We start from the raw sequence: 15,434 nt of genomic DNA, 5'->3' as shown, positions 1-15,434 counted from the left end.
TTTTGTTGTTAGAAAACGAAACGACAGTACCAAAAACTTCCGGCGTTTTGCCATCTATCCGGAACGTCGCGATTGTTTCAAAGCCCTTCGGGAACGGTCATATTGCGTGCTCCGCCCAGCTAAGCTACTGTGCCGGAACGTATGAACGAGACTTCCCCTGTGTCGATTGCCAGCAAACTTCTGGATCAAATGATCAAGGCACACGCCCGTTGGCGTTGGCGCGCCTGAACATTCTCCGCCGGCCTTGCCGGACCTGTACCGATTTGCCTTCTTTAACCCGCTTGTAGAGCCGCTTCGCTGGGGCGTCAATCGCTTCGCCAAGCGCAGCAGTGTGCGGGTCACTCTCTGAAGGCTGTGTTTAAAGTCAGTGAATTCAATAGGTTGCTTACGCCATGTTGCTGATGATCGATAACTACGACTCTTTTACCTACAACGTTGTGCAATACCTTGGCGAGCTGGGCTCCGAGGTCAAGGTCGTGCGCAACGACGAACTGACCATCGCCGAAATCGAAGCCCTCAAGCCTGAGCGCATCGTGGTTTCCCCCGGCCCATGCACGCCGACCGAGGCGGGTATTTCCATCGACGCCATCAAGTATTTCGCCGGCAAGCTGCCGATCCTGGGTGTCTGCCTGGGACATCAGTCGATCGGCCAAGCGTTCGGTGGCGATGTCGTGCGCGCCCGACAAGTCATGCACGGTAAGACTAGCCCGGTATTCCACGAGGACAAGGGCGTGTTCGAAGGACTGAATCGTCCGCTTACCGTAACCCGCTACCACTCCTTGATCGTCAAGCGCGAAACGCTGCCTGACTGCCTGGAGTTGACGGCCTGGACCCAGCTTGAAGACGGCTCGGTCGATGAAATCATGGGGCTGCGCCACAAGACACTGAATATAGAAGGGGTGCAATTTCATCCCGAGTCTATTCTCACCGAGCAGGGCCACGAGTTGTTCGCCAACTTCCTCAAACAAACCGGCGGCACGCGCTAAGGACTTTTCATGGATATCAAGACAGCCCTGAGCCGTATCGTCGGCCATCTCGACCTGAGCACCGATGAGATGCGCGACGTGATGCGCGAAATCATGACCGGCCAATGCACGGATGCGCAGATCGGTGCGTTCATGATGGCCATGCGCATGAAGAGCGAGAGCATCGATGAAATCGTCGGTGCCGTGTCGGTGATGCGTGAACTGGCGGACAAGGTCGAACTCAAGACGCTGGACGGCGTGGTCGACGTGGTCGGCACCGGTGGTGATGGCGCCAATATCTTCAACGTTTCCACCGCCTCGTCGTTTGTGGTCGCGGCGGCCGGTTGCACCGTTGCCAAGCACGGCAACCGCGCGGTCTCAGGCAAGAGCGGCAGTGCCGATTTGCTGGAGGCCGCCGGCATCTACCTGAACCTGACGCCGATTCAAGTGGCACGCTGCATCGACAATGTCGGCATTGGCTTCATGTTTGCCCAGACCCATCACCGTGCCATGAAACACGCCGCCGCGCCGCGCCGTGACCTGGGCCTGCGTACGCTGTTCAACATGCTCGGCCCGCTTACGAATCCGGCCGGCGTGAAGCATCAAGTGGTTGGGGTGTTCAGCCAGGCGTTGTGCCGGCCCTTGGCCGAGGTCCTGCAACGCCTGGGTAGCAAGCACGTGCTGGTGGTTCATTCGAAGGATGGCCTGGATGAATTCAGCCTGGCGGCCCCCACATTCGTGGCCGAACTAAAAAATGATCAGATCAGCGAGTATTGGGTCGAACCTGAAGACCTCGGCATGAAGAGCCAGAGCTTGCATGGCCTGGCAGTCGATGGCCCGGCCCAGTCGCTGGAGCTGATCCGCGATGCCCTGGGGCGCCGCAAGACCGAGAATGGCCAGAAAGCCGCCGAGATGATCGTGCTCAATGCCGGTGCTGCGTTGTACGCCGCCGACCATGCCAGCAGCCTCAAGCAAGGCGTAGAACTGGCCCATGACGCACTGCACACTGGCCTTGCCAGGGAAAAGCTCGAAGAGTTGGGTGCATTTACCGCCGTATTCAAAGTGGAGAACGAAGGATGAGCGTGCCAACGGTTCTGGAAAAAATTCTGGCTCGCAAGGCCCAGGAAGTGGCTGAGCGCAGTGCTCGCGTCAGTCTGGCCGAGCTGGAAAACCTGGCGCGTTCGGCGGATGCGCCGCGCGGTTTTGCCAAGGCGCTGATGGATCAGGCCAAGAAAAAACAGCCGGCGGTGATTGCCGAAATCAAGAAGGCTTCTCCCAGCAAGGGCGTGATTCGTGAGCACTTCGTCCCGGCCGACATCGCGCGAAGCTACGAGAAAGGCGGTGCGACCTGCCTCTCGGTGCTGACCGATGTCGACTTTTTCCAAGGGGCCGATGACTACCTGAAGCAGGCGCGGGCGGCGTGCAAGTTGCCGGTGATCCGCAAGGATTTCATGATCGACCCGTACCAGATCGTCGAGGCGCGTGCGCTGGGCGCCGACTGCGTGCTGTTGATCGTCTCTGCCCTGGATGACGTGAAAATGGCCGAGCTGGCGGCTGTGGCCAAGAGCGTCGGGCTGGATGTCCTGGTGGAAGTCCATGATGGCGACGAGTTGGAGCGAGCCCTGAAAACCCTCGATACCAAACTGGTCGGCGTGAACAACCGCAACCTGCACACGTTTGAAGTCAGCCTGGAAACCACCCTGGACCTGTTGCCACGCATCCCGCGTGATCGCTTGGTCATCACCGAAAGCGGCATCCTCAACCGGGCCGATGTCGAGTTGATGGAAGTCAGCGATGTGTACTCGTTCCTGGTGGGCGAGGCGTTCATGCGGGCCGAGAACCCGGGTACTGAATTGCAGCGGCTGTTCTTTCCTGAACGAGGCCTGCCGGTGAGCGGCTCGACGCTGGACTGATCCCATGTCGCCTGTGATTGCCCTCGGCGTCGAAGCTGGCCTGCAAGCCGAACAGGACCTGTTGGCCAGCATCTGCGCGGGCGATGCCGAGTTCGGCCTGCTGTTCTGGCAGCCCAATGACCGCGCGCTGGTCATGCCGCGCCGCTTGAGCCGGTTGCCGGGGTTCGAACACGCCAGTGAAGTATCGGCCGGCCAAGGCTGGCCAGTCCTGCTGCGCGAAACCGGTGGTGAGCCGGTGCCGCAATCGTCTGCTACCGTCAATATCGCTTTGGTCTACGCGCCACCGCGCAGCGAAGGCGACCACGGCCGCATCGAAACCGGGTATCGCCGGTTGTGCGATCCCATCTGCCAGTTGTTGGATGAATTGGGCGGGGTGGCTTCGCTGGGAGAAGTGGAAGGGGCCTTTTGCGACGGGCGCTTCAACGTCAACCTCGACGGCCGGAAAATGGTCGGCACCGCTCAGCGCTGGCGCCAGAGCAAGGGCGGTCAACGTCCGGTGGGGCTGGTGCATGGCGCGCTTTTGCTGGAGAACGAGCGCGAGGCCATGGTCGCGGCAGTCAATCGCTTCAATGAGGCCTGTGGCCTGGAGCAGCGAGTGCGTGCCGAGAGTCACATTGCCTTGCGTGAAAAATTCCCGGCGCCTCACGCGCTGGAGCGACTCGAGGTGCTGTATCGGGAACTGCAGGCCCAGCTGCTGGGTGCTTAACGCGTTCCGAACACCACCATGGTCTTGCCTTTGACGTTGACCAGATTGCGCTCTTCCAGGTCCTTGAGTACGCGACCGACCATTTCACGGGAGCAACCGACAATCCGGCCAATCTCCTGGCGGGTCACCTTGATCTGCATGCCGTCCGGGTGGGTCATGGCATCGGGCTGCTTGCACAGCTCCAACAGGCAACGTGCGACACGTCCGGTGACGTCGAAAAATGCGAGATCGCCGACCTTGCGGGTGGTATTGCGCAGGCGCTGTGCGATTTGTCCGCTGAGGACGTAAAGAATGTCTGGGTCTTGCAGGGACAGTTCTCGGAATTTGGTGTAGCTGATTTCCGCCACTTCACATTCGATCTTGGTCCGCACCCAGGCACTGCGTTCCTGTTCCTTGCCCGCTTGTTCGAACAACCCCAGCTCACCGAAAAAATCTCCGGAATTGAGGTAGGCGATGATCATTTCCCGACCGTCATCATCTTCTATCAGGATAGTGACCGAGCCCTTGAGGATGAAAAACAGCGTCTCGGAACGATCTCCCGCACAAATGATGTTGTGTTTGGCTGGGTAGCGGCGGCGCTGGCAATGCATCAAGAGCTTGTCGAGATTCTTGATCTTGAACGTGGGAGTAATGGCAACCATGGTTGTATCCCGAAAGACTGCGCGGTGTGGTGGTTTGTTTTTGTATGAAGACGAATAGCTATCGCTAAAAGATGGCCATACGCCAGTGAGTTGGCGCCAGCTTAACAGAGGCGTCCTTAATAGATTTGAGAATTTACCTACAGGCTGACAGGATGGGGCTCCTAAGACGAAGAGCGGTCATGGCGAAGCGCTGTGCTAAGCTGGCGACCCTTTTTTAACAGTGGAGTCTTGGCGATGAAGGCACGCATCCAATGGGCTGGCGAAGCCATGTTCCTCGGTGAGTCAGGCAGTGGTCATGTGGTCGTCATGGACGGCCCGCCAGAGGCCGGTGGTCGCAACCTGGGTGTTCGGCCGATGGAAATGCTCCTGTTGGGCGTCGGCGGTTGCAGCAATTTCGACGTGGTCAGCATTCTTAAAAAGTCCCGCCAGGCCGTCGAAAGCTGCGAAGCGTTCCTGGAAGCGGAGCGTGCCACCGAAGATCCAAAGGTATTTACCAAGATCCACATGCATTTCGTGGTGAAGGGGCGAGCCTTGAAAGAAGCCCAGGTCAAGCGAGCCATTGAGCTGTCCGCCGAGAAATACTGCTCGGCTTCGATCATGCTCGGTGCCGCCGGCGTCGAAATCACCCACGATTATGAGATCATCGAATTGGGTTGAGTCGATCTCGATGGCGAAGCCCGCGACTCGCCGCATTGAAATCCTGAGCTGAAGAAAAAGGCGACTCCCGCTGGAAGTCGCCTTTTTCATTGGCGTTGCAATGGGGATGGGTTATCCAGCCCCCTATCTCCGTCAAATCCGATAAGTGCTCTTGGTCATGACCTTGGCCAGCAGGCTCATGCCGAACTTCACCGGGGCCGGAAAACGGAAGCCGCCGGCGTCAAGGGCGCTTTCGGCATGGTGTTCTTCATCCACGCGCATCTGCTCGAGGATCGCCCGGGACTTTTCATCCTCGGCCGGCAGTTGTTCCAGATGTTCGTTCAAGTGCTTGCACACCTGATGTTCGGTCGCGGCAACGAAGCCGAGGCTGACTTTATCGCTGATCAGGCCGGCGACGGCGCCGATCCCGAATGACATCCCGTAGAACAGCGGGTTCAGGACGCTGGTGTGGCTGCCCAGTTGGCGAATGCGTTGTTCACACCAGACCAGATGGTCGATTTCTTCCTCGGCGGCGTGTTCCATTGCCTCACGCACCTGGGGCAGTTTCGCTGTCAGCGCCTGGCCCTGATACAGGGCCTGGGCACAGACTTCGCCGGTGTGGTTGATACGCATCAATCCGGCGACGTGGCGGGTTTGCTCGTCACTCAGTTGCGCGTCCGGCTGTACGATAGCCGGTGATGGGCGGTACGGCTGGCCACTGAAGGGCAGCAGGGTGCGCATCGCGGTATCGGCTTGCAGCAACAGACGGTCAATCGGCGAGTAGTGACGTTGGGTAGTCATGCTTACCTCCGGGAAAAATCACAGCGGCCAGTTTAACCCAATCGGCCGCCGAAGATTTGCGTTGGGTCAGGGGTATCAGCCCGGCGGCCAGTGCATCTGGCGCTGACCCAGCACATGCATATGAATGTGATAGACCGTCTGCCCACCCAGTTCATTGCAATTCATCACCACGCGAAAACCTTCTTCACAGCCCAACTCCAGCGCCAGGCGCTGGGCAGTGAACAGAATGTGCCCGGCCAGGCCCTTGTCTTCTTCGGTGAGGTCATTGAGCGTACGGATCGGTTTTTTCGGAATGACCAAAAAATGCACGGGAGCCTGCGGGGCGATGTCGTGGAAGGCCAGTACCTGGTCATCCTCGTAGATGATCTTTGCCGGGATTTCCCGGTTGATGATCTTGGTAAACAGGGTATCCACAGCTGTTTTCTCCGTTGGGTTCGTCAAGGTCCGATGTCATGAAGGCTCCGGTTGAGGGGCCTGGTTGTTCAACGTGAAGGGATCAGCGCGGGCAATAAGCCTTGTTGATCATGCCGGCGATGCTCCGCACCAGCCATCGCGATCCCAGTCGCGGCAATGCGGCCAGCCAGCGATTGCGGCGTCCGGGAATGATGATGGCGCGGTTCTTGTCCAGTGCGCGTACGGCGTACAGGGCAACTTCCTCCGGGCTCATCAGCCACTTGCTGTCGATGAGTTTCTGTTCGTCCATCTGCGCCCTGGCGAAAAAGCCGGTCCGGGTCGGGCCAGGGCAAAGCACCGAGACCTTGATCGCGCATTTCTTCAGTTCAACTCGCAGGGCTTCGGAGAAGTGCAGTACATAGGCCTTGCTGGCGTAGTAAGTACTCATCCAGGGGCCGGGTTGGAATGCGGCGATCGAGGCAACGTTGAGGATCTGGCCGCCGCCGAGCAGCGCCATGCTATTACCGATGGCGTGGCAAAGCCGTGTCAGGGCGAGGATGTTGACTTCGATCAGGTCCTGCTCGGTCATCCAGTCCTGGCCCAGGAACGGCCCGCTGGTGCCGATGCCGGCACAATTGACCAGCAGATCGATCTGCCGCTCGCCTTCCTCCAGTTCCAGCAGAAAGCCTGAAAGCCTCAGCGGTTCGCCCAGGTCACAGGCCCGGAACAATACTTCCACGCCAAACCGCTGAGTCAGTTCGATTGCAATACTTTCCAGCCGATCACGCTGTCGAGCCACCAGTATCAGGTTGCGGCCGCGCCGGGCCAGCGCTTCGGCCATGGCCAGGCCGATACCGCTGGAAGCGCCAGTGATCAGTGCGTAACGGGTCATGCAGTTCTCCATCGCAATAGCCCGCCGCCAGTTGACTGGGCTGTCACCGGCATGAAGCGCGCTTATTGTTCCTCTTCTTCTTCATAGTCTACAGAAGGCGCAGCGGGCTCGGCTGCCTCGACGGCGGGCTCTTCAGAGGTTTCGTTGCTCGACTCGCTGCTTTCATAGCTGCTCAGGCTGCTGCTGTCGTAGTCCTGCTGAAGGGCTCCGAAGATGCCGGCAAAGGTGGCCATGAAAATCAAGACGATCATCACCAGCCAGAGCGAGGCCAGCAATTTGACCGCCGTGGTATTGCGCGGCGGCGGGGGGCCATACTGGTTTGCGCCGGTATTGCCCGGAGCGATGATGAGGATGAAGGGGAAGATGCTGCCCACGAACGGAACCAGGTTGATCAGCCACAACCACCCCGACCAGCCGAGGTCATGCAGGCGCTGGACGTTGAACTGGATGCTCACGAAGGCAAAGGCTAGCACGACGACTGCGGCCAGCAGGCCGCCGACGATGAGTCCCGCGACCGAGTCGGAAGCCAGCAGCCAGGCCGTGGCCAACCAGAAGCCTATGCCGACCAAGGGCAGCAGGGCCAGGGTCAATACCATGGTCCAGGCCAGGTAGCGCAGACGGCCGATACGCCCGTCGAAGCTGAAGGGCTTGAGTGTGCCGTACTCGGCAAGCGCTTCACCGACTTGGGCGCGGGGAGGCGCGTATGGCGAGACGGGCTCGACGATCGAATCGGGATGGCGTCCACTCGGTTGCCGTGGTGCCTCCTGTACCTCGCCAAGGTTCAGTTGGACGACGGGTTCGGCTTCGATCCTGGCATCGATTCCGCTCTTGTTGAGCGCTTCCAGGTACTGCTGCGCCTCGCTCTGGGACAGGTTGCTCTTGAGGGCTACCTTGCGACCGGTGAACAGCCGTTCAATGGCGCTGACATCGCTTTTGAACAGCTCGGCGAGGTTGAGTTTGGCGGTGGTGGTATCGACGCCCGGCATCAGGCCGCCGTCGAATACGATGTTGAAACGGGTTTCGCTCATGCCTGGCATCCTTGTCTCTAAAAGTTGATGAGTTGTTTTGTTCAGGCTGATTCAGCGGGGCCATTGCCCGCCAAGCTGCGCCGCCCGGGCTTGTGCCTGACGGTATTCTTCATCAAGGCGTGCCACCAACTGATCGACGCTGGGCAAATCATCGATTTCACCCACGCCCTGGCCAGCGGACCATACGGTTTTCCAGGCCTTGGCTTCATCGTTCAGCGGTTTGAGTTTCGAGCCGAAATCCACCGCGCCTTTGTTCTGCAGGGCGGCCAGATCGAAACCGGCGTTCTCCAGGCTCTGGCGCATGAAACTGGCCGGTACCCCGGACACAGCGGGAGTATGCACGATGTCTGCGGCTCTGGATGTGAGCAACATCTCTTTATAAGCGTCAGGTGCGTGGCTTTCGCTCGTACCGATAAAGCGTGTACCGAAGTAGGCCAGATCCGCGCCGAGCAATTGTGCGGCCAGGATCTGATGGCCGTGGTTCAGGCACCCTGCCAGCAGCAGGGTCTTATCGAAAAACTGCCGGATCTCGGCAATCAGTGAAAACGGGCTCCAGGTCCCGGCGTGCCCACCTGCGCCAGCGGCTACGGCGATCAAGCCATCGACACCGGCTTCGGCGGCTTTCTCGGCATGCCGTCGGGTCGTCACGTCATGGAACACCAGGCCTCCGTACCCGTGAACCGCGTCCACCAGCTCTTTCACCGCACCCAGGCTGGTGATGACAATCGGCACCTTGTGTTCGATGCAGATGGCCAGGTCGGCCTGAAGTCGCGGATTGCTGTGATGGACAATCAGGTTTACCGCGTAGGGCGCCGGGTTTTCCAGGGTTGCCAAGCCTGCTTCGATTTCTTCCAGCCAGGCCTTGAAGCCGCTGCTTTCGCGCTGGTTCAACGCCGGAAAGCTGCCGACAATGCCATTGCGGCAGCAGGCCAGCACCAGTTGCGGATTGGAAATCAGGAACATTGGCGCCGCCACGACGGGCAGTCGCAAGCGTTGTTCAAGCAGAGCGGGCAACGACATTGGAAGTACCCCGGAAATGGATGCTGATTGGAGGTTAGAACGGACGAACGACGACCAGAATTACGATAGCCAGCAATATCAGAACCGGCACTTCATTGAACCAGCGATAAAAGACATGGCTGCGGGTGTTTTCGCCACGGGCGAAGCGTTTTACCTGGGCGCCGCACATATGGTGGTAACCGATCAGCAGCACGACCAGGGTCAACTTGGCGTGCATCCAGCCTCCCTGGGTGAAGTAGGCGCCGGCATTGAGGCTGAGCAACCCGATGCCGAATACCAGGGTGGCAATCATCGCCGGTCCCATGATGCCACGGTACAGCTTGCGCTCCATGACGCTGAAGCGCTCTTTGCTGACACTGTCTTCGCTTTGGGCGTGATAGACAAACAGGCGAGGCAGGTAGAACAGGCCGGCGAACCAGCAGACCATGCTGACAATGTGAAGTGCTTTGAGCCATAGATAGAGCATTTTTAGTTATTCCTCGATTCACGGTAGCCCGATAGTAGAGGTTGGAGCGGTCACACGTCACCTTGACGGTTGTCGCCACGCCCCGCGGCCCCTATCATCGACGGCTTTCCAGTGGGTTCGTTGAGGGCAGGTTTATGGTCAAGGTCGGTATCGTCGGCGGCACGGGTTACACCGGTGTCGAACTGCTGCGTCTTCTGGCACAGCATCCGCAGGCTGAGGTGGTGGTCATCACTTCCCGATCCGAGGCCGGCCTGGCCGTCGCCGACATGTATCCGAACCTGCGAGGCCATTACGACGGCCTGGCGTTCAGCGTCCCGGACGTCAAGACCCTTGGCGCCTGCGATGTGGTGTTCTTCGCCACGCCCCACGGTGTCGCCCACGCCCTGGCCGGTGAACTGCTGGCCGCTGGAACCAAGGTGATCGACCTGTCGGCGGACTTCCGTCTGCAGGACGCCGATGAGTGGGCCAAATGGTACGGCCAGCCCCACGGCGCGCCGGAGTTGCTCGAGGAGGCGGTCTACGGCTTGCCGGAGGTCAATCGCGAGAAAATCAAGCAGGCTCGGCTGATCGCCGTACCGGGTTGCTATCCGACCGCCACACAGTTGGGCTTCCTGCCGTTGCTTGAGGCCGGTCTTGCCGATACTTCGCGTCTGATTGCCGACTGCAAATCCGGGGTCAGCGGCGCCGGGCGTGGCGCCAGTGTCGGGTCGCTGTATTCCGAGACGTCGGAAAGCATGAAGGCGTACGCGGTCAAGGGGCATCGCCACCTGCCGGAAATTCGCCAGGGGCTGCGCCGGGCAGCGGGTAAGGATGTCGGCCTGACTTTCGTGCCGCACTTGACGCCGATGATTCGTGGCATCCATTCCACCCTTTATGCGACCGTCGTCGATCGTTCGGTGGACCTGCAGGCATTGTTTGAAAAGCGTTATGCCAACGAACCGTTCGTCGACGTAATGCCCGCTGGCAGCCATCCGGAGACCCGCAGCGTGCGCGGTGCGAACGTTTGCCGGATTGCCGTGCATCGTCCGCAGGACGGTGACCTGGTGGTGGTACTGTCGGTCATCGATAACCTGGTCAAGGGCGCGTCGGGCCAGGCGGTGCAGAACCTGAACATCCTGTTCGGCCTGGATGAGCGCCTGGGGCTTTCCCATGCGGGGATGTTGCCTTGAAAGCAATTGGCCGCAGCTCCGCAAATAGTTGACCGATTTTGTAGGAGAAGCGGATAATGCCCGCCATCACGCATTATGGCGGCGTAAGCGCCGGGAGATATTCAGCATGAGCGTCGAAACCTTCACCCCCACGGCTTTGCAATTCACCCATGGTGCCGCGCACAAGGTGAAGAGCCTGGTCGATGAAGAGGGCAATGATCGTTTGAAGCTGCGCGTATTTGTTACGGGTGGCGGTTGTTCCGGTTTCCAGTACGGCTTCACTTTCGATGAGGAAGTGGCCGAAGACGACACCATCGTCGAGCGCGAAGGGGTCAGCCTGGTGGTCGATCCGATGAGCTTCCAGTACCTGGCAGGTGCCGAGGTGGATTATCAGGAAGGTCTGGAGGGGTCGCGCTTCGTGATCAAGAACCCTAACGCCACCACGACCTGTGGGTGCGGTTCTTCGTTCTCGATCTGAGACAGCTCCAATAAAAACGCCGCAGTGCCTTACGGTCCTGCGGCGTTTTTTTGTCCGTGATCTTATCTCAGGCCGGGTAGATGGCGCCGAGTACGCGCAAGCCACGGGCGCCAGTGACACTCGGACGATTGCCCGGAATGCCTTCAAGGCAGCAATGGGCGAGCCAGGCGAAAGCCATGGCTTCGACCCAGTCCGGGTCCACGCCATACTCCGCCGTACTGCTGACCCGGGTATCCGGCAGCAACTCGGCCAGGCGCTTCATGAGCGCCTGGTTGTGCGCGCCGCCGCCGCAAATCAGCAACTCCTGGGTATTCGTTTGGGCATGCTGCAGTGATTCGACGATGGTCAGGGCGGTCAGTTCGAGCAACGTCGCCTGTACGTCTTGCGGAGCGAAGGTTGGCAACTGCGACAAATGCTGGCTCAGCCAAGGCAGGTTGAATACCTCGCGGCCGGTACTTTTCGGCCCCTTGGTGACGAAGAAAGGATCGCTGAGCAGTGCCTTGAGCAGGGCTGGCTCGACTTTCCCGCTGGCAGCCCATTGGCCGTCACGGTCGAAATGGTCGCCTCGTTGCTGATGTATCCAGGCATCGAGCAATACGTTGCCTGGACCACAGTCGAACCCGGCTACAGGTTTTGCGGGCTCTATCAGGCTGAGATTGCTGAAGCCGCCGATATTCAACACGGCACGATTACCAGCTCGTTCTTCGAACAGTGCTTCGTGAAACGCCGGTACCAGTGGGGCGCCTTGTCCACCAGCGGCGACATCACGGCTGCGGAAATCGCTGACGACGGCGATGCCGGTCAATTCGCTCAACAGGGCCGGATTGCCGATCTGCACGGTAAACCCACGGGCTGGTTCATGGCGGATGGTCTGGCCGTGGCTGCCAATCGCGCTGATGTCTTGAGGCTTGAGTTTCTGTTCGTCGAGTAGGGTATGGATACCCTGGGCGGCCCGCTTTACCCACTTTTGCTGGGCAATGGCGGAGCGGGCGATTTCATCGGGCCCGCTGCTGCACAGTCCGAGTAATTCGGCGCGCAGGGCGGTGGGCATGGGAATGTAGTGCGTGGCAATCAATTTGATCGCCGGAGCCAGTTCGATCAGTGCGATATCCAAGCCATCCAGGCTGGTCCCGGACATCACACCGATATAGAGCGCCATGGCTTAGCGCTTGCTCGAGGCCAGCATGGTGGCTTTCTCTTGATCCATGCGAGCCATCAAGGGTTGGCTTTGTGCCAGGAAGCGCGCGCGCTCGCCCTTGGCAATCGGATCGGCCATCGGCAACTTCTGGCCAAGCGGATCGACATGGACGCCGTTGACCTGGAACTCATAGTGCAAGTGCGGTCCGGTGGACAGCCCGGTGGTACCGATGTATCCGATCACCTGGCCTTGCTTGACGGTGCCGCCAGTCTTCACGCCTTTGGCGAAGCCCTGCATGTGGCCGTACAGCGTGCGATAGGTATTGCCGTGCTGGATGATCACGGTATTGCCATAACCGCCGCGACGTCCGGCCAGCAATACCTTGCCGTCGCCGGCCGCCTTGATGGGCGTACCCCGTGGGGCGGCGTAGTCGACACCTTTATGGGCGCGGATCTTGTTCAGGATCGGATGCTTGCGGCCGGCGGAGAACTTCGAGCTGATGCGGGCGAAGTCAACCGGTGTACGGATGAATGCCTTGCGCATGCTGTTGCCGTCGGCGGTGTAGTAGCTGCTGTTGCCTTGCTTGTTGGTGTAGCGCACCGCGGTGTATGTCTTGCCGCGGTTGGTGAAGCGCGCGGAAAGGATCGGGCCGTTGCCGACGCTCTTGCCATTGACCACTTTCTGCTCATAGATGACGTCGAATTCGTCACCTTGGCGAATGTCCTGGGCGAAGTCGATGTCGTAGCCGAAGACGCTGGCCATGTCCATGGTCAGGCTATGGGAAAGGCCGGCGCGGGCAGCGGACTGGGACAATGAGCTGTTGATGACGCCATGGACGTAGGTCGAGCGAACGGTAGGCTTGGCGGTGACGCGGTTGAATACGTAACCCTTGTCATTTTTGGTCAGGGTGATGCTTTCCAAGTCGCTGAGCTTGGTGTGCAGGTTGTTCAGCTGTCCATCTGGATTGAGTTCGAATTCGAGTTTCTGACCGCGTTGCAGTTGAGTGAACTGCTTGGCTTGCTTGTCGCTGGCCAGGATTTCGTGGACCGATGTGGAGGGCAGGCCAACCTTTTCGAAGAGGGTGGAAAGCGTGTCGCCCTTGGCAACAATCACTTCGCGATGTTCCGGTCCTTTCTTTTCTTCCGCAACAGGCGCTTCTACCGCAGCGGCGGCCTGGGCGGTGTCTTCCGGGCTGTTTTCAATCTGCGCAAAAGGAGAGGCGGCCGGTTCGTTTGTGGCTTGAACGGCTTCGGCGGCGTCTTGTTCTTGTGTCAGTTGTTCAGCAGGGCTTTCCAGTTCAAGACTCAGAGTCGTCTTTTTGGCTTCAACATCGCTGGAGGGAAACACCAGGAGCGCCAGGCTTAGGAGGGCTGCGATGCCGCTGGCGGCAAGCAGATGGGTCTTTGGGTAAAGCGGCGGCGCTTTAGACGGTTCTGTGGTCATAAGTAATTTTGACTTTTGAAAAGATGAATTGGAAAAGATGAATGACATGATGAAGATGAAATAACTGTATAAAATATAACCAAAACCCCTGCGAAGCAAGCCCGCGAATGCTCTGTTCTGTGGATCGGTGTCCGTGCGCCGGGCAAACCTTGTATTTGGTGCGCGATCTTGTATGGTTGGGGCCCTTTGAATCTGAGCCTTACGGGTCTGTTATGAAGTCGGTTGAAGAGCAGCTAGCGCTGATCAAACGTGGTGCGGAAGAACTGTTGGTCGAGTCCGAGCTGATCGAAAAGCTCAAGCGCGGGCAGCCGCTGCGCATCAAGGCTGGCTTCGATCCGACGGCGCCCGATCTGCATCTGGGACATACCGTGCTTATTAATAAGCTGCGCCAGTTCCAGGACCTGGGGCATCAGGTCATCTTCCTTATAGGGGACTTCACCGGCATGATCGGTGATCCAAGCGGGAAGAGTGCTACGCGCCCGCCGCTGACTCGCGAGCAGGTTCTCGATAACGCCGAGACCTACAAGACTCAGGTTTTCAAGATTCTTGATCCGGCCAAGACCGAAGTGGCATTCAACTCCACTTGGATGGATCAGATGGGGCCGGCGGATTTCATTCGCCTGACGTCCCAATACACCGTGGCTCGCATGCTCGAGCGCGATGATTTCGACAAGCGCTATACCACCAATCAACCAATCGCCATCCATGAGTTTCTCTACCCGCTTGTTCAGGGTTATGACTCGGTCGCGTTGCGCGCGGACGTTGAGCTGGGCGGTACCGACCAGAAGTTCAACCTGTTGATGGGGCGTGAGTTGCAGCGAGGCTACGGTCAGGAGGCACAGTGCATCCTGACCATGCCATTGTTGGAAGGTCTGGACGGCGTGAAGAAGATGTCCAAGTCGTTGGGCAACTACGTGGGCATCCAGGAAGCGCCGGGCGTCATGTACGGCAAGCTGGTCTCCATTCCTGATGTGCTGATGTGGCGTTACTTCGAGCTGTTGAGCTTCCGGTCCATGGACGAGATCAATGCGTTCCGTGCCGATGTAGAGGCCGGGGCCAATCCGCGGGACATCAAGATCAAGCTGGCTGAAGAGATCGTTGCGCGTTTCCATGGTGAGGAGGCTGCGGCCAATGCTCATCGTGCGGCGGGTAATCGTATGAAGGATGGCGAGCTGCCGGATGATCTGCCGGAGATCGAGTTGACTGCTGTCGAGAATATGCCAATTGCAGCGGTCCTTAATAAGGCTGGCCTGGTCAAGAATGCTGCGGTGGCGAGAGATCTCCTGGGTTCGGGTGGCGTGCGTATAGATGGTGAGGTTGTGGATCGCACCTATATATATGAGCTGGGTTCTACTCATGTGTGCCAGGCCGGCAAGAAGGCTTTCGCACGTATTACGCTGAAATCTGAATAAAGCGAAATTAAGGGTTGACGGCAGATTCTGGAAGTCTATAATTCGCCCCACTTCCGGCGCAGTCGAAACGGAAAACTCCTTGAAATTCAACGAGTTAAGTAGGTTTCGACGGTGCGGGGCTTCAGTTCATCGAAGTCTGGAAGGCGCAGATAGAGCAGTGTTGTTTGGCTCTATATGCGGTTCGATCCTCTCGGTCGAAAGCGGTGAAAAAGAGGTGTTGACAGCAGCGAGTAACGCTGTAGAATTCGCCTCCCGCTAACGAGAGATCGGAAGCGCAAGTGGTTGAAGTTGAAAAGGAAACTTTGAAAACTTCTGAAAATAACCGCTTGACAGATACACGGGGCGCTGTAGAAT

General features: G+C 58.8%; 17 protein-coding genes. 8 read left to right on the top strand and 9 right to left on the bottom strand.

The window, feature by feature from the left end:
• The first annotated feature begins 392 nt into the window (after window positions 1-392).
• From BLU85_RS29660 to BLU85_RS29645, 4 genes are read left to right on the top strand one after another with little or no spacing between them, the layout of a single operon-like run.
• Window positions 393-986, top strand: coding sequence for an aminodeoxychorismate/anthranilate synthase component II (locus BLU85_RS29660; RefSeq protein WP_060740375.1), 594 nt, complete (start codon window positions 393-395; stop codon window positions 984-986).
• Window positions 987-995: 9 nt separating this feature from the next.
• Entirely contained in the window at window positions 996-2,045 is a 1,050-nt protein-coding gene (gene trpD, locus BLU85_RS29655; RefSeq protein WP_060740376.1) for an anthranilate phosphoribosyltransferase, read from the top strand.
• Window positions 2,042-2,878 (top strand): indole-3-glycerol phosphate synthase TrpC, encoded by an 837-nt coding sequence (gene trpC / locus BLU85_RS29650; protein WP_092205523.1) that lies wholly within the window; start codon window positions 2,042-2,044, stop codon window positions 2,876-2,878. Before trpD ends, trpC begins: the two co-directional genes overlap by 4 nt.
• Before the next feature lie 4 nt (window positions 2,879-2,882).
• Entirely contained in the window at window positions 2,883-3,584 is a 702-nt protein-coding gene (locus BLU85_RS29645; RefSeq protein WP_092205522.1) for a lipoate--protein ligase family protein, read from the top strand.
• Here the strand turns inward: BLU85_RS29645 and crp are convergent.
• Window positions 3,581-4,225, bottom strand: coding sequence for a cAMP-activated global transcriptional regulator CRP (gene crp, locus BLU85_RS29640; RefSeq protein ID WP_092205521.1), 645 nt, complete (start codon window positions 4,223-4,225; stop codon window positions 3,581-3,583). The genes BLU85_RS29645 and crp overlap by 4 nt on opposite strands.
• Before the next feature lie 234 nt (window positions 4,226-4,459).
• On the opposite strand from crp, the gene BLU85_RS29635 reads away from it, so the two are divergent.
• Window positions 4,460-4,882 carry an OsmC family protein gene (locus BLU85_RS29635; protein ID WP_003206127.1) on the top strand — a complete coding sequence of 141 codons (423 nt, stop codon included), beginning with the start codon at window positions 4,460-4,462 and terminating at the stop codon, window positions 4,880-4,882.
• 132 nt (window positions 4,883-5,014) lie between these two features.
• On the opposite strand, the gene coq7 is transcribed toward BLU85_RS29635, so the two are convergent.
• From coq7 to hemJ, 6 genes are all read right to left on the bottom strand, one after another.
• Window positions 5,015-5,662 carry a 2-polyprenyl-3-methyl-6-methoxy-1,4-benzoquinone monooxygenase gene (gene coq7, locus BLU85_RS29630; RefSeq protein WP_060740380.1) on the bottom strand — a complete coding sequence of 216 codons (648 nt, stop codon included), beginning with the start codon at window positions 5,660-5,662 and terminating at the stop codon, window positions 5,015-5,017.
• Between the two features lie 75 nt (window positions 5,663-5,737).
• Window positions 5,738-6,076, bottom strand: coding sequence for a histidine triad nucleotide-binding protein (locus BLU85_RS29625; RefSeq protein ID WP_072405750.1), 339 nt, complete (start codon window positions 6,074-6,076; stop codon window positions 5,738-5,740).
• Window positions 6,077-6,158: 82 nt separating this feature from the next.
• Window positions 6,159-6,947, bottom strand: coding sequence for an SDR family NAD(P)-dependent oxidoreductase (locus BLU85_RS29620; RefSeq protein WP_092169758.1), 789 nt, complete (start codon window positions 6,945-6,947; stop codon window positions 6,159-6,161).
• A 62-nt stretch (window positions 6,948-7,009) separates the two neighbouring features.
• Window positions 7,010-7,975, bottom strand: a complete 966-nt coding sequence (locus tag BLU85_RS29615) for a DUF805 domain-containing protein (RefSeq protein WP_092205520.1) — start codon at window positions 7,973-7,975, stop codon at window positions 7,010-7,012.
• Window positions 7,976-8,026: 51 nt separating this feature from the next.
• The gene (locus tag BLU85_RS29610; protein WP_092205519.1) at window positions 8,027-8,995 is read right to left on the bottom strand and encodes an NAD(P)H-dependent flavin oxidoreductase; all 969 of its coding nucleotides are present in this window, start codon (window positions 8,993-8,995) and stop codon (window positions 8,027-8,029) included.
• A gap of 34 nt (window positions 8,996-9,029) precedes the next feature.
• A complete protein-coding gene (gene hemJ, locus BLU85_RS29605; RefSeq protein ID WP_092205518.1) occupies window positions 9,030-9,461 on the bottom strand; it encodes a protoporphyrinogen oxidase HemJ in 432 nt (143 codons plus the stop codon).
• A gap of 134 nt (window positions 9,462-9,595) precedes the next feature.
• Between hemJ and argC the strand changes: the two genes are divergently transcribed.
• Together argC and erpA are read left to right on the top strand one after the other, a co-directional pair.
• Window positions 9,596-10,630 carry an N-acetyl-gamma-glutamyl-phosphate reductase gene (gene argC, locus BLU85_RS29600; protein WP_060740384.1) on the top strand — a complete coding sequence of 345 codons (1,035 nt, stop codon included), beginning with the start codon at window positions 9,596-9,598 and terminating at the stop codon, window positions 10,628-10,630.
• A gap of 106 nt (window positions 10,631-10,736) precedes the next feature.
• Window positions 10,737-11,087, top strand: coding sequence for an iron-sulfur cluster insertion protein ErpA (erpA, locus tag BLU85_RS29595; RefSeq protein ID WP_003177727.1), 351 nt, complete (start codon window positions 10,737-10,739; stop codon window positions 11,085-11,087).
• A gap of 67 nt (window positions 11,088-11,154) precedes the next feature.
• On the opposite strand, the gene BLU85_RS29590 is transcribed toward erpA, so the two are convergent.
• Window positions 11,155-12,246, bottom strand: a complete 1,092-nt coding sequence (locus tag BLU85_RS29590; RefSeq protein ID WP_092205517.1) for an anhydro-N-acetylmuramic acid kinase — start codon at window positions 12,244-12,246, stop codon at window positions 11,155-11,157.
• A gap of 3 nt (window positions 12,247-12,249) precedes the next feature.
• Entirely contained in the window at window positions 12,250-13,668 is a 1,419-nt protein-coding gene (locus BLU85_RS29585) for a peptidoglycan DD-metalloendopeptidase family protein (protein WP_092205516.1), read from the bottom strand.
• Window positions 13,669-13,880: 212 nt separating this feature from the next.
• Between BLU85_RS29585 and tyrS the strand changes: the two genes are divergently transcribed.
• A complete protein-coding gene (gene tyrS / locus BLU85_RS29580) occupies window positions 13,881-15,080 on the top strand; it encodes a tyrosine--tRNA ligase (RefSeq protein ID WP_092205515.1) in 1,200 nt (399 codons plus the stop codon).
• The last annotated feature ends 354 nt before the right edge of the window (window positions 15,081-15,434 follow it).

Source organism: Pseudomonas sp. NFACC14, from assembly GCF_900106885.1.
Taxonomy (GTDB): Bacteria; Pseudomonadota; Gammaproteobacteria; order Pseudomonadales; family Pseudomonadaceae; genus Aquipseudomonas; species Aquipseudomonas fluorescens_AA.
This window is presented reverse-complemented; position numbering and strand designations above follow the sequence as displayed.

What these genes read in the sequence shown, in the direction of transcription:
- BLU85_RS29660 (WP_060740375.1), top strand. Translation starts at nt 393, where the DNA reads ATGTTGCTGATGATCGATAACTACGACTCTTTTACCTACAACGTTGTG.
- trpD (WP_060740376.1), top strand. Translation starts at nt 996, where the DNA reads ATGGATATCAAGACAGCCCTGAGCCGTATCGTCGGCCATCTCGACCTG.
- trpC (WP_092205523.1), top strand. Translation starts at nt 2,042, where the DNA reads ATGAGCGTGCCAACGGTTCTGGAAAAAATTCTGGCTCGCAAGGCCCAG.
- BLU85_RS29645 (WP_092205522.1), top strand. Translation starts at nt 2,883, where the DNA reads ATGTCGCCTGTGATTGCCCTCGGCGTCGAAGCTGGCCTGCAAGCCGAA.
- crp (WP_092205521.1), bottom strand. Translation starts at nt 4,225, where the DNA reads ATGGTTGCCATTACTCCCACGTTCAAGATCAAGAATCTCGACAAGCTC.
- BLU85_RS29635 (WP_003206127.1), top strand. Translation starts at nt 4,460, where the DNA reads ATGAAGGCACGCATCCAATGGGCTGGCGAAGCCATGTTCCTCGGTGAG.
- coq7 (WP_060740380.1), bottom strand. Translation starts at nt 5,662, where the DNA reads ATGACTACCCAACGTCACTACTCGCCGATTGACCGTCTGTTGCTGCAA.
- BLU85_RS29620 (WP_092169758.1), bottom strand. Translation starts at nt 6,947, where the DNA reads ATGACCCGTTACGCACTGATCACTGGCGCTTCCAGCGGTATCGGCCTG.
- BLU85_RS29615 (WP_092205520.1), bottom strand. Translation starts at nt 7,975, where the DNA reads ATGAGCGAAACCCGTTTCAACATCGTATTCGACGGCGGCCTGATGCCG.
- BLU85_RS29610 (WP_092205519.1), bottom strand. Translation starts at nt 8,995, where the DNA reads ATGTCGTTGCCCGCTCTGCTTGAACAACGCTTGCGACTGCCCGTCGTG.
- hemJ (WP_092205518.1), bottom strand. Translation starts at nt 9,461, where the DNA reads ATGCTCTATCTATGGCTCAAAGCACTTCACATTGTCAGCATGGTCTGC.
- argC (WP_060740384.1), top strand. Translation starts at nt 9,596, where the DNA reads ATGGTCAAGGTCGGTATCGTCGGCGGCACGGGTTACACCGGTGTCGAA.
- erpA (WP_003177727.1), top strand. Translation starts at nt 10,737, where the DNA reads ATGAGCGTCGAAACCTTCACCCCCACGGCTTTGCAATTCACCCATGGT.
- BLU85_RS29590 (WP_092205517.1), bottom strand. Translation starts at nt 12,246, where the DNA reads ATGGCGCTCTATATCGGTGTGATGTCCGGGACCAGCCTGGATGGCTTG.
- BLU85_RS29585 (WP_092205516.1), bottom strand. Translation starts at nt 13,668, where the DNA reads ATGACCACAGAACCGTCTAAAGCGCCGCCGCTTTACCCAAAGACCCAT.
- tyrS (WP_092205515.1), top strand. Translation starts at nt 13,881, where the DNA reads ATGAAGTCGGTTGAAGAGCAGCTAGCGCTGATCAAACGTGGTGCGGAA.